Origin of the sequence: Polynucleobacter necessarius (genome assembly GCF_900095175.1) — a bacterium.
Taxonomy (GTDB): Bacteria; Pseudomonadota; Gammaproteobacteria; order Burkholderiales; family Burkholderiaceae; genus Polynucleobacter; species Polynucleobacter necessarius_I.
Genome location: NZ_LT606946.1, coordinates 832,473 through 845,180 on the forward strand (window position 1 = coordinate 832,473; position 12,708 = coordinate 845,180).

The 12,708-nt window shown below is 46.1% G+C and carries 13 protein-coding genes; 11 read left to right on the forward strand and 2 right to left on the reverse strand.

From position 1 onward, the window contains the following. Window positions 1-8 precede the first annotated feature (8 nt). Genes accC through DXE44_RS04345 form a run of 5 tightly spaced genes read left to right on the forward strand, consistent with a single transcriptional unit; the run spans window position 9 to window position 4,303 of the window. Entirely contained in the window at window positions 9-2,033 is a 2,025-nt protein-coding gene (gene accC, locus DXE44_RS04325; protein ID WP_174221138.1) for an acetyl-CoA carboxylase biotin carboxylase subunit, read from the forward strand. A 7-nt stretch (window positions 2,034-2,040) separates the two neighbouring features. Then, on the forward strand, window positions 2,041-2,505 hold the full coding sequence (locus tag DXE44_RS04330; protein ID WP_114652912.1) for a VOC family protein: 465 nt from the start codon (window positions 2,041-2,043) through the stop codon (window positions 2,503-2,505). 19 nt (window positions 2,506-2,524) lie between these two features. Then, window positions 2,525-3,247, forward strand: a complete 723-nt coding sequence (gene tsaB / locus DXE44_RS04335; protein WP_114652914.1) for a tRNA (adenosine(37)-N6)-threonylcarbamoyltransferase complex dimerization subunit type 1 TsaB — start codon at window positions 2,525-2,527, stop codon at window positions 3,245-3,247. After that, complete coding sequence (locus DXE44_RS04340) at window positions 3,240-3,785, forward strand: GNAT family N-acetyltransferase (protein ID WP_114652916.1); 546 nt, start codon at window positions 3,240-3,242, stop codon at window positions 3,783-3,785. The genes tsaB and DXE44_RS04340 overlap by 8 nt, the downstream gene beginning before the upstream one ends. After that, window positions 3,782-4,303, forward strand: coding sequence for a uracil-DNA glycosylase family protein (locus DXE44_RS04345; RefSeq protein WP_114652918.1), 522 nt, complete (start codon window positions 3,782-3,784; stop codon window positions 4,301-4,303). The genes DXE44_RS04340 and DXE44_RS04345 overlap by 4 nt, the downstream gene beginning before the upstream one ends. 9 nt (window positions 4,304-4,312) lie before the next feature. On the opposite strand, the gene lplT is transcribed toward DXE44_RS04345, so the two are convergent. Further along, window positions 4,313-5,632 carry a lysophospholipid transporter LplT gene (gene lplT, locus DXE44_RS04350; protein ID WP_114652921.1) on the reverse strand — a complete coding sequence of 440 codons (1,320 nt, stop codon included), beginning with the start codon at window positions 5,630-5,632 and terminating at the stop codon, window positions 4,313-4,315. 50 nt (window positions 5,633-5,682) lie between these two features. Between lplT and alr the strand changes: the two genes are divergently transcribed. Further along, complete coding sequence (alr, locus tag DXE44_RS04355; protein ID WP_415065164.1) at window positions 5,683-6,807, forward strand: alanine racemase; 1,125 nt, start codon at window positions 5,683-5,685, stop codon at window positions 6,805-6,807. Window positions 6,808-6,841: 34 nt separating this feature from the next. Here alr and DXE44_RS04360 read toward each other — a convergent pair whose 3' ends face one another. Continuing rightward, entirely contained in the window at window positions 6,842-7,741 is a 900-nt protein-coding gene (locus DXE44_RS04360; protein ID WP_415065166.1) for an outer membrane protein assembly factor BamD, read from the reverse strand. Here DXE44_RS04360 and DXE44_RS04365 point away from each other — a divergent pair. The 5 genes from DXE44_RS04365 to phaR all read left to right on the forward strand — a co-directional run bounded on the left by DXE44_RS04365 (window position 7,735) and on the right by phaR (window position 12,707). Then, entirely contained in the window at window positions 7,735-8,784 is a 1,050-nt protein-coding gene (locus DXE44_RS04365) for an RluA family pseudouridine synthase (protein WP_197712836.1), read from the forward strand. The genes DXE44_RS04360 and DXE44_RS04365 overlap by 7 nt on opposite strands. Then, window positions 8,759-9,538 carry a peptidoglycan editing factor PgeF gene (gene pgeF / locus DXE44_RS04370; protein WP_114652923.1) on the forward strand — a complete coding sequence of 260 codons (780 nt, stop codon included), beginning with the start codon at window positions 8,759-8,761 and terminating at the stop codon, window positions 9,536-9,538. Before DXE44_RS04365 ends, pgeF begins: the two co-directional genes overlap by 26 nt. Window positions 9,539-9,639: 101 nt before the next feature. Then, window positions 9,640-11,271: a class I poly(R)-hydroxyalkanoic acid synthase gene (gene phaC, locus DXE44_RS04375; protein ID WP_114652925.1), complete on the forward strand. Its 1,632-nt coding sequence runs from the start codon at window positions 9,640-9,642 to the stop codon at window positions 11,269-11,271. 20 nt (window positions 11,272-11,291) lie between these two features. Then, window positions 11,292-12,032 (forward strand): 3-ketoacyl-ACP reductase, encoded by a 741-nt coding sequence (locus tag DXE44_RS04380; protein WP_114652927.1) that lies wholly within the window; start codon window positions 11,292-11,294, stop codon window positions 12,030-12,032. A 114-nt stretch (window positions 12,033-12,146) separates the two neighbouring features. After that, entirely contained in the window at window positions 12,147-12,707 is a 561-nt protein-coding gene (gene phaR / locus DXE44_RS04385) for a polyhydroxyalkanoate synthesis repressor PhaR (RefSeq protein ID WP_114652929.1), read from the forward strand. Window position 12,708 lies beyond the last annotated feature (1 nt).

Here is a 12,708-nt window from a genome sequence, read left to right on the forward strand (position 1 = left end):
CTACGAAAATGTTTAAGAAAATTTTGATTGCTAACCGCGACGAGATTGCTTGCCGTGTAATGAAAACTGCCAAGAAGATGGGCATCAAGACGGTCGCCGTTTATTCTGAGGCCGACAAAGAGGCGCGTCATGTGCAGATGGCCGATGAAGCGGTTTGCATTGGGCCAGCACCTTCACGTGAATCTTATTTAGTAATGGATCGCATTATTCAGGCCTGTAAAGATACCGGTGCAGAAGCGGTTCACCCAGGCTACGGCTTTCTTTCTGAGAATGAGCAATTTGCAAAGCGCTGCGAAGAAGAGGGCATTGTATTTATTGGGCCTAAACATCAATCCATCGCTGCTATGGGCGATAAGATTGCATCCAAGAAGCTTGCTTTAGAAGCCAAGGTTAATACTATTCCTGGCTACAACGAAGCGATTGATACCAATGAAGAGGCGGTCAAGATTGCTCAAGGCATTGGTTACCCAGTCATGATCAAGGCATCTGCAGGTGGCGGCGGTAAAGGCTTGCGTGTTGCATTTAATGACAAAGAGGCAGCCGAAGGTTTTGTTGCTTGTAAAACAGAGGCAATGAATAGCTTCGGCGATGACCGTATCTTCATTGAAAAGTTTGTCGAGGGCCCGCGTCATATTGAGATTCAGGTGCTGGGTGATTCACATGGCAACGTAGTGTATTTGGGTGAGCGTGATTGTTCTATTCAACGACGCCATCAAAAGGTCATTGAGGAAGCGCCATCTCCATTTATCGACCCTGCAACCCGTAAAGCCATGGGTGAGCAAGCTGTTGCATTAGCAAAGGCTGTGAACTATCAATCCGCTGGTACAGTCGAGTTCGTAGTTGGTAAAGATAAGTCTTTCTACTTCCTGGAGATGAATACCCGCTTGCAAGTGGAGCATCCGGTGACTGAAGGTATTACTGGCCTCGATTTGGTTGAACAGATGATTCGTGTTGCTGCTGGCGAGAAGTTGGCATTTAAGCAAGAGGATATTAAGTTGGACGGTTGGTCCATGGAGTGCCGGATTAATGCAGATGACCCATTCCGCAACTTCTTGCCATCGACTGGTCGCCTAGTCAAATACCGCCCACCAGAAGAGTTGGATGGTGTGCGTGTTGATACTGGTGTCTTTGAGGGCGGCGAGATCCCGATGTATTACGACTCCATGATTGCCAAGTTGATTGTGCATGGCAAAGATCGTACTGAGGCGATCGAAAAGATGCGTGCAGCATTAAATGACTTTGTCATTCGCGGCATTCATTCAAATATCCCTTTCCAGGCAGCACTTTTGCAGCATCCACGCTTTGTCTCTGGTGACTTCACTACTGGTTTTATTGCCGAAGAGTATCCCGATGGATTCAAAAAGGATTCCGTACAGCCAGCAGATCCAAAGCGTTTAGCCGCTCTATCAGCATTTATGCGCTACCGCTATCTCGAGCACATCCAAATGATTGACGGCCAGTTGGCCGGCCATGAGATGACTATTGCCAAGAAGTTTGTAGTGGTCACTGGTTCACGGGTTGGGTCGAATGAAGACATCAAAGAGATCCCTGTTCGCGTGGATCTGAAAGATGGCGTTTACTCTGTTTATATTGAAGAAGAGGATGATGTCAGTCGTTACAACATTGTCAGCAACTGGCGTCCAGGTGAGTTGTGCTTACGTGCAACCATCAATGGCACGCACAAGATTACTGCTCAAATAGAACGCAAGGGTGTTAAATACGCTCTTGTCTTGGATGGCGCTCATTATGAGTGTATGGTCCTAAGCCCACTAGGTGCTGAGCTTCAGCGTCGTATGTTGGTCAAGGTTCCGCCAGATACTTCTAAGCTCGTGATGTCTCCAATGCCTGGCTTATTAACCAATATTTCTGTAAAAGTTGGCGAGGCAGTTACTGCAGGTCAAAAATTAGCCGCTATTGAAGCAATGAAAATGGAAAATACATTGGTTGCTGCGCAAGATGGTGTGGTTGCGGAAATCTGTGCCAATGTTGGCGAAAGCTTAGCGGTTGATCAATTGATCATTCGCTTCGAGTAAGGCAGCCATGACTAAACCATTCAAGATATTGGGTATTCAGCAAGTTGCAACTGGTGGCGAAAATAAAGATCGTCTCCGCAAGCTTTGGGTTGACTTATTGGGCTTTGAATACAAAAGTACATTTGTCTCTGAGCGTGAGAACGTGGATGAAGATATTTGCGCTATTGGCAAAGGAGTTCATGAGGTTGAAGTGGATCTCATGCAGCCATTTGATATCGAAAAGAAGCCGGCCGTTCATCAGACACCTTTAAATCACATTGGCCTATGGGTAGACGATCTACCAAAGGCGGTGGAGTGGTTATCAGCACAAGGCTTACGCTTTGCTCCAGGAGGCATCCGGAAGGGTGCGGCTGGGTATGACATTACCTTTGTTCATCCCAAAGGCAATGAAGAGTTTCCGTTCTGTGGCGAGGGTGTATTGATTGAGCTTGTCCAGGCCCCACCAGATATCATTACAGGCTTGAGTTCTTAAGTATTAGAAAGTCCATATTTTGACCCGTATATTGGCCATCGACACCTCATCTGCTTGGTGTTCGGTGGTTTTATCTTTAAGTGATGCTGCACCTTTAGTTCGCCACCAAAAGGTGTCGGCCGGCGCTAGCCAGCTCTTATTGCCCTGGGTTGATGAGTTGCTATCTGAAGCTTCAATCGAACTGACTTCTTTAGATGCTATTGCAATTGGCGTTGGCCCGGGTGCCTTCACGGGGATTCGCCTTGGTGTTGCCGCCGTCCAGGGTCTGGCGATTGCAGCAAGACTGCCAGTTCTGCCTGTAGCAAGTCTGGACGCAATTGCAAGTCAACTGGTTCTCACCCCAGCGTTTATTTCTTCGGGAGCCCAGTCATTTGTGATTGCTGTGGATGCCCGTATGGAAGAGATCTACTGGGCTCGCTATCAAATGACATCAAATGATCTACCTCAACGCCAGAGTGATATTCATCTGAGTGCCCCGGAGGGTGTTGATTTGACAAATATCGACTTTATTGCGGGAAGTGCGATTGCAGAGTTTGGTGACCGCATATTTGCTAGCATTTCTAAGCCCCTTTCTAATAGTCGGCTTGATTCAAGCATTGGGGTTGATGCATTGGGTGTTTTAGCTTGTGCTCAGGATATGTGGAGCAAAGGCCTTCAACAAGATATCCATTTGCTTGAACCGCTTTATATTCGTAATAAAGTTGCTTTGACTTCTACTGAGCGGAGTCAACTTCATGGTTGATGGTATCAACTCCTTGCAGTCAAGCGCGGAGGGTGTAACAGAGCTTTCTTTTCTTCCAATGACTGTCGCAGACTTAGATTCAGTCCTTGCTATTGAATCTGTTTCACACATTCATCCTTGGACAAAAGGTAATTTCTCAGATTCTCTTGCTGCAGGGCATTGGGCCTACTGTGTCAGGCCGCAATTGTCAGATGCCATTGAAGGCAGTTATTTAGATCCAGAGATTCTGTGGGCTTACTGCATCCTTTTTCCTGCGGTTGATGAGTTGCATCTGCTCAACATTACGGTTTCACCAAAATTGCGTCGCTTGGGCATTGGTGTAAAAATGATGAATGTAATCGAGGGTGTAGCAGCCCAACAAAATATACCTCGAATTATTTTAGAAGTCCGACCAAGTAACGAATCAGCTCTAAAGCTCTATCAAAGACTGGGGTACGAGCAAATTGGTGTGCGCAAAAATTATTATCTGGTGGATGCCGCCAGTGGATTACGTGAGGATGCTCTGGTTTTGGCTAAATCGATTAAGCTTGAGGTATGAACTCAAGCACTAATTCCGCCTTCCTTAAAGAGATGGGCATCACCGAATGGACATCACGTGATGCTGTTCCTGACCAAACCCAGACTGAACCTGTTACATCGTTTGTTGTTGAGGAAACTCAGAAGCGTAGATCATCAGGAATTTGGTGGTTTTTTGGCAGCAAACCTCAAGGGAATGCTGAAGTGCTTTTTCAAAATATCATTCGTGTACTCGGTTTAAACACACAAGAGTGGTCCTGGAAAAATCCTGCAGAAATGTTCAATCCCGAGCTATTGCCATCAGACGGAATCCCGATTGTCGCAATCGCATTTGGTGGGTCTGCCGCTCAAAAATTATCTGGGGAGCGCGATGGATTACCAGAGCTGCGTGAAACTGTCTTAGCAATCAATGCAGATGGTGCAGAGGATTTACCGCTCATTGCTACTTTTAAATTAAATCAGTTGATTGCTAGTCCCAAGGACAAGGCTCTACTTTGGCAGGACCTATTACTTGCTAAATCCGTCCTGCAAAATATCTAATCATTTTGCTTAGTGCTTATGCTCGCCAATTAAATGCATTGAGTCGTATTCAGCCTGATTGACTTTATGACGTTTAATAATTAGCCACATAATCGCACTGACTGCGACACCAAAGCCAATAATTACACCTTGAATCGGTGCATCTAACCAAATTAATCCTGAATAGATTAAGAGCATCATCAGAACAGAAATGTTCTCGTTAAAGTTTTGAACGGCAATGGAATGACCTGCAGACATCAGGACATGCCCGCGATGCTGAAGTAGTGCACTCATCGGCACAACAAAGTAGCCAGCTAACCAGCCCACCAATATTAATAAGAAGTACGCCGGCAGTAAATTGAGAGAGATCTCAAATTTGCCAATGGTCCAAATAGTTGTATTTGGCAGCATGTCTGAGTTATAGATTGCCATGATGCAAACCACTAGACCCATAGCAATGCCGTATGGAAGCACTTTCAGGGAACTACGCAGTGGTATGCGCCAAGCAGCCCATACTGCACCTCCAGCAACACCTACAGCGGAGATAGCCTGCAGGATGGCTCCTTGAGATAAGGTCATATGTAGGGCAACTTGCGCCCACTTAATCACAATGAATTGCAGTGTGGCACCAGCACCCCAAAAGAGTGTGGTGACCGCCAGAGAGATCTGTCCTAAGCGATCAGCCCACAGAGTTTTAAAGCAGACAGAAAAGTTCTTTACCAGCTCAATTGGATTAGTTTTTTGAGATTCATAACGTGCCCCAGTATCTGGAATGCGTAAATTAATCAGAGCAGCCAGCATGTAAATCATCATGATGATGAGAATGGCGGACTCCGCAGCGGTATCAATGCTGGTGTCCAGTAACGGCATATCAAGCCCTAAGAGGCTTTGTGAAACCGATTTGCTGATCAGAACACCACCGAGCACCGTCCCCAAAATGATTGAACCAACGGTAAGCCCCTCAATCCAGCCATTGGCTGCAACAAGCTTTTCGGGCGGTAGTAGCTCGGTCAGAATGCCGTATTTTGCTGGGGAGTAGGCTGCAGCACCCAAGCCAACAATCGCATAAGCCAATAAAGGGTGGCTGCCAAATAGCATCACAATGCAACCGATAAATTTAATCGTATTGGTAATAAACATGACATTGCCCTTGGGGCGGGAGTCGGCAAAGGCTCCCACAAAGGCTGCCAGCAATACATAGGACAAAACGAAGAATAATTTGAGCAAAGGGGTCATCAAGGCCGGAGCGCTAAGCTGGACTAAGAGGGCGATTGCTGCAATCAGCAATGCGTTATCAGCAAGCGACGAAAAAAATTGCGCCGCCATAATGATGTAAAAACTACGGTTCATTCGTACAATCTAGCCATTAATGTAATTAAAACATGAAAGGAGGGGTGAATATGCGCTCATCAGCTAGTCGGTTGATAAATAGACCAATTTTGGCAACTATACACACTGAGGCCTTTCATCATAATTTAAGTCGTATTCGTGAGCTTGCCCCTGAGTCTAAGATCTGGTCAGTTGTAAAGGCCAAAGCCTATGGCCACAGCTTAGAGGCCGCATTTAAAGGTCTTGAATCTACCGATGGTTTTGCCCTGCTCGATATTGAAGATGCGCAATGGTTGAGAGATCATGGTTGGGAAGGGCGCATCCTATTATTAGAGGGTATTTTTAGTCAGCAGGAACTGGATTTAGTAGTCCAGCTTCAATGTGACTTAGTGGTCCATAGTGAGAAGCAGATCAACTGGCTTGAGGCTTTTAAGAATCATTCGAGTCATCCAATCCGCGTATTTTTAAAGCTCAATTCAGGGATGAACCGCCTTGGTTTTAAGCCGGAACAATATCGCACTGCTTTTCACCGTCTTCATTCGGCCAGATATCACCTGCATCACATGACCCATTTTGCCAGTGCCGACCAGGTAGATCATGCGCCATCGGTTGGTGCGCAAATGGAGTGTTTCGAACAAGCCATTGAGGGTCTGGAAGCGTCCACCTCTTTGGCTAATTCGGCAGCAATTTTATGGCACCGCAATGCGCTGGGCGATTGGGTTCGCCCTGGAATCATGCTGTACGGTGTTTCACCAACCGGGGTTCATGCAGATATTGTCCGAACTGAACTCCAGGCGGTCATGCAGCTGCGCAGTGAAATCATCGACATTCAGAAATTAAAGAAAGGTGATCACGTTGGCTATGGTGGCCGCTATCAAGCTCCAGAAGATATGCGCATTGGTGTGATTGCTTGTGGATATGCCGATGGTTATCCGCGTCACGCAGAGGATGGTACGCCAGTTTGGGTTGATGGTGTTGATGCCCAGGGTTATGGCGTGATTTGTCCTATCGTTGGTCGAGTTTCTATGGATATGTTGACCATTGATTTGCGTGAAGCGCCCAATGCCAAGATTGGTAGCATGGTAGAGCTATGGGGTAATGAAGTTCCGGTAGATGATGTAGCTCAGATGAGCGGAACCATTGGCTATGAACTTATTTGCGCATTGGCGCAGAGAGTGCCGGTAGTCATCAAGTAATACGGCGCTACTTGATGAACCCCATTTTTATTTTTTACTTATTCCAGATCTGCCACCAGCGACGTTCTTTTTGAACGCGTTGGCCGGTAATCATCATCTGGCTATCTGGAAAATTGAGCTTAAAGACGCGCGCCGCATCATTACTTAAATCTGTCATACCCAATTTTTCGTAAGACTTGTTCAGTAGGTAGAGCGCCTCTTCAACGGCCGGCGCACGATCGTAATCGCGAATCACAAGCTGCGCTCTATTGGCTGATGCGAGATACGCGCCGCGCTGATAGTAGAAGCGAGCGACGATCACGTCTGCTTCAGCTAATGAGTTTACGATGTAGCGCATACGATCTAAAGAGTCAGGCGCATATTTGCTATCAGGGAAACGCTCAACAACCACTTTGAAGGATTCAAAAGCTTCTTTAGCTGCTTTGGGATCGCGCTCACTCAAGTCTTGCCCGGTAAATTTACCCAGCCAACCTAAATCGTCATTAAAACTAATCAAGCCCTTAAGGTAGTAGCCGTAATCTAAATTAGGGCTACCTTGATGCAGTTTGATAAAACGATCGATAGCAACTTGAGCTTGCGCTTGTTCTTGGGCTTTCCAGTAGCAATAGGCTGCATTGATTTGCGCTTGCTGAGAATAAGGTCCAAAAGGAAATCTAGCTTCAAGCTTATCAAAGTACTTGCCGCATTTTGCATAGTCAGCATCCTTGAGCTTGTCGGTTGCTTCGGAATAGAGCTTTGTCTCTGACCAAATATCAGTGTCATCCTTTTGACCATCGCTACCAGCGCATCCACCAAGAACCAGGCAGACTGCACTTGCCCCAACAAATACAGAAATGAGGGATTTTCTGGAAGATGCCCTAATAGTGGCAGCAAGCCTTAAACTGGCGTCTGTAATAACGTCCGACATAACTAAAAGGCTCTTTAAGCGTGGCATTGCCGCATACTCCCGATTCGAATCCCATTGATTATATCGATGATGAGGATTTCATAGCCCTAGAAGTTCCCGCTGAGGTCAGTGGGGAGCGTTTGGATAAGTTTCTTGGAGGGGCTTTACCTGATTATTCCCGCAATCGCCTCAAAGCGTGGGTTGGGGCTGGGGCGGTTACGGTGGATGGAAAAGTCACCAAAGTGCGCCATTTACTGCGGGGAAGTGAGAGTATTAAGGTGTTTCCACAGGAAATGCCTGAGCAATTTGCCTTTGCCCCAGAAGATATTCCCCTAGATGTTGTCTATGAAGATGACTCCGTCATCGTCCTGAATAAACCTGCCGGACTAGTCGTCCATCCTGCCGCTGGAAACTGGACGGGAACCCTATTAAATGGCCTCTTGCATTGTTTCCCTGGGCTAAAAAACCTTCCAAGGGCAGGAATTGTCCATCGCCTAGATAAAGATACGTCTGGATTGATGGTCGTAGCTCGCACGGATATCGCGCAAACCTCATTAGTAAGACAGCTTCAGGAGCGAACTGTTGGGCGGCGCTACCTTTCTTTAGTTTGGGGTGATGCGCCTTCCCAGGGCAAGGTACTGGCAACCGTAGGTCGTGATCAGCGTGACCGTCTCAAAATGGCTGCTGGCTCCGCCCAAGGTAAGCCGGCTGCAACCTTGTTCCGACGATTGGCTAAAGGGGCATTTATAGAAAGCCCTGTGGCTTTATTGGAGTGTCGTCTTGAAACTGGCCGCACCCATCAAATACGGGTTCACCTTGAATCCTTGGGTTTTCCACTCCTGGGTGATCCGGTTTATCGCAAAAGAACGCCTGGCTCAGCCAAAACCCTTCCTTTCAGTCGTCAGGCTCTACATGCTTATGCTCTTAGTTTGCAGCATCCATCGACCCAGGATATGATGACTTGGTTTAGATTGCCTCCACAAGATTTCATGGGTTTGCTACCTTTGGTTAGAATGAGTGGGGCGGACCTACCTAAAGAAGATGCCTTAATGGCATCCATTAAAAATGATCAGCGCAATTCGGCAGATTGAGCCAACTTGGCTTGCGCCAAAACAAGTTCACGCTTTTTGCACAACACGGGAGGGTGGGGTTAGTAAAGCCCCATTTAATAGTCTCAATCTCGGACTGAATGCGGGCGACGATTTAGAGGATGTACTGCAAAACCGCAGAGCCTTAAGATCTCGCCTTCCTGCCGAGCCAGCTTGGCTTAAGCAGATTCATGGTGCCACGGTCAGTACTCCAGCTTCAAGAAATGCTTTGGTTAATGGACCATTTGAGGCGGATGCCTCTGTTAGCAATATTCCAAACGAGGTTCTAGCTATTCTGACGGCTGATTGCATGCCGGTATTGTTTGCGAGCAAGGGTGCTGATGTCATCGGGGCAGCACATGCTGGTTGGCGCGGTCTCAGTAGTGGGATCCTAGAAAATACCATTCAAGAGATGTGTCATTTATCCCCGAACCTCCAGCCAAAAGATATTGCAGTGTGGATGGGCCCTGCAATTGGGCCTACTGTATTTGAAGTTGGAGAAGATGTATTAGAGGCATTTTCCAGTCATAGCCAAGATGTCTTGTCAGAGGCATTTAAGCCTATTGCCGGAAGCCCTGGAAAGTATTTAGCCAATTTGTACCTCCTTGCTCAGGATCGCTTGCGTTCAATTGGTATTGAACAGATTGATGGCGGTGACTTTTGTACCTTCAAGGATTCCGCAAACTTCTTTTCCTATCGTCGGGATAGGCAGACGGGACGATTCGCCTCCCTGATTTGGATATCTGACAATGCATAACTTGGGGTTATCACTAGATTAGCTCTAGAGCTAGGGTTAGTGCGTATAACCCTTCCAGCCTGATAGATGGAGAATGGTCTCAATAACTTTACGAGATCAATATGTTTGCAGGTATGAATACAGGTATTGCGCCTTCATTGGCTCCTCACCATATGGCCTTAATTCCCCCGGAACGCTTGGCGGAAATTCAAAAGGAATACTTTACTGAGTTTGCCCATCTAGCAACCAATCCCGAAGCAATTGAAGTAAAAGATCGTCGCTTCTCTGGTAAGGCTTGGCATTCATCATGGAGCAAGATGATTGCTGCAACTTACTTATTAAATTCAAAACATTTGCTTGCGCTCGCAAAAGCTGTTGATGCAGATGAAAAGACGAAGACTAAAATTTTGTTCACTACAGAGCAAATGATTGACGCTTTATCACCATCAAACTTTATCGCAACCAATCCCGAAGTTCTTGAAAATATTATTAGCTCTCAGGGCCAGTCTATTCAAAATGGAATAGTGAACTTGTTGGGCGATTTAAAAAAAGGTAAGGTTTCACTGACTGATGAAAGTGCCTTTGAGGTTGGTAAAAATATTGCAACCAGCGAAGGTCAGGTGGTCTTTCGAAATGATCTCTTTGAGTTAATTCAGTACACACCATTGACCGAAACAGTGTATGAGCGCCCATACTTAATGGTGCTACCTTGCATTAACAAGTACTATATTTTGGATTTGCAACCAGATAACTCCGTGGTTCGTTACATGGTGGAGCAGGGTCACACCGTTTTCTTGGTCTCCTGGAAAAACCCCGATGCATCCATGTCGAAAGTGACTTGGGATGACTATGTTGGTGATGGCGTCATCAAGGCGATTGAGGTGGTTAAGGACATCGGTACTACGGATCAGATTAATGTTCTCGGCTTTTGTGTCGGTGGAACTTTAACCTCAACAGCTTTGGCTGTCTTAGCTGCACGCAAAAAAGATTATGTTGCTAGCTTAACTTTGCTCACGACCCTATTAGATTTCACGGACACCGGAATTCTGGATGTGTTCATCGACGAGGGCATGGTCAAGTTGCGCGAGACCACCATTGGTGGAGAGGGCGGTCACTTTGGAATGATGTCTGGTTTGGATCTAGGGAATACATTCTCCTTCTTGCGTCCAAATGATTTGGTGTGGAGCTATGTTGTTGAGAACTACCTTAAAGGCAACTCACCGCCACCATTTGATTTGCTCTATTGGAATGGCGATTCAACCAATTTACCTGGCCCAATGTATTGCTGGTACCTGCGCCACACCTACCTACAAAATGAATTAATTAAACCAGGCAAGCTCACCGTTTGCGGTGAAAAGGTTGATCTAGGTAAGATTACTGTCCCAGCTTATATCTACGCTTCGCATGATGACCATATTGTTCCATGGAAATCTGCTTATGAATCTACCCATATTTTGAAGGGTAAGAATCGATTTGTGCTGGGGGCATCTGGTCACATTGCTGGCGTAATTAATCCACCAGCAAAAAATAAGCGTCATTATTTTGAAAACAATAAGTTGGCTAAGACAGCAGATGGGTGGTTGGCTGCAGCAAAAGATATCAAGGGTAGTTGGTGGCCTAACTACGCTAAATGGTTAGAACAGTTTGGTGGCAAGAAAATTAAAGCCAGCAAAACGTTTGGTAATGTACAGTACAAAAAACTAGAAGCGGCGCCTGGTAAGTACGTGAAAGAAAAAGTATCCGCTGCTAATTAATATTTTCATAAGGGGTAATCATGTCTCAAAAAATTGCATACGTCACTGGTGGTATGGGTGGCATTGGAACAGCTATTTGTCAGCGACTCGCTAAGGATGGCTTTAAGGTCATCGCTGGTTGCGGACCTAATTCCCCACGTAAGGATCGCTGGCTTGGTGAACAGAAGGCTTTGGGTTACGACTTCATCGCCTCCGAAGGTAACGTTTCCGACTGGGATAGCACTGTTGCTGCCTTTGATAAAGTTAAAGCTGAAGTAGGTCGTGTTGACGTTCTAGTGAATAACGCTGGTGTTACTAAGGACAGCGTATTCCGCAAAATGACTCCTGAGCAGTGGAAAGCGGTGATTGATACCAACCTCAATTCTTTGTTCAATGTAACCAAGCAAGTGGTTGATGGTATGGCTGATAACGGCTGGGGTCGGATTATCAATATTTCTTCTGTTAATGGTCAAAAGGGTCAGTTTGGTCAATCCAACTACTCCACTGCAAAAGCGGGCTTGCATGGATTTACGATGGCCTTATCACAAGAGCTAGGCTCTAAAGGGGTGACTGTAAATACAGTTTCTCCTGGTTATATCGGCACGGACATGGTGAAGGCTATTCGCGAGGATGTCCTGGAGAAGATTGTTGCTGGCGTTCCAGTGAAGCGCTTGGGTACCCCAGAAGAGATTGCTTCAATTTGCTGCTGGATTGCCTCTGATGATGGTGGCTACGCAACTGGCGCTGACTTCTCCTTAAATGGTGGCCTGCATACAGGTTAAACCTATCAAAAATGCAGTTTTAGTGGTCTGCTCATCGGCATATTTACCTTTAGGTCAAACTAGGGATAAACTATGCCGATGTTGCATTGCAGTAATGGGAGTTAGGAAAAATACATGGCCACACGTTCCAAAAAAGCCGGCGATAGCCGCTTGATCAAGAAATACCCCAATCGTCGTTTATATGACACCCAAACCAGCACTTATGTCACGCTGGCAGATATCAAAAATTTAGTCATGGCGGGCGATGCATTTAGCGTTGTTGATGCAAAAACTGAAGATGATTTAACGCGCAATATCTTGTTGCAAATTATTTTGGAAGAAGAGGCTGGCGGCGCGCCGGTATTTTCTACTCAAATGCTTTCTCAAATCATTCGCTTCTATGGAAATTCCATGCAAGGTTTGATGGGTAGCTATCTTGAAAAGACCATGCAGTCTTTTGTTGATATTCATAATAAGCTTGGCGATCAAACTCAGGGCTTAGGTGTAGGCAGCACGCCCGAAGCTTGGGCCAAGATGATGAATTTGCAAAACCCAATGATGCAAGGCTTAATGGGCAACTATATGGAGCAGAGCAAAGATCTATTTGTGGAGATGCAAGAGCAAATGCAAAACTCCCCAACGATATTTAGTGGCTTCCCATTTCCAGGTCAGCCTAATAAGGCAGAAAAAGAATAGT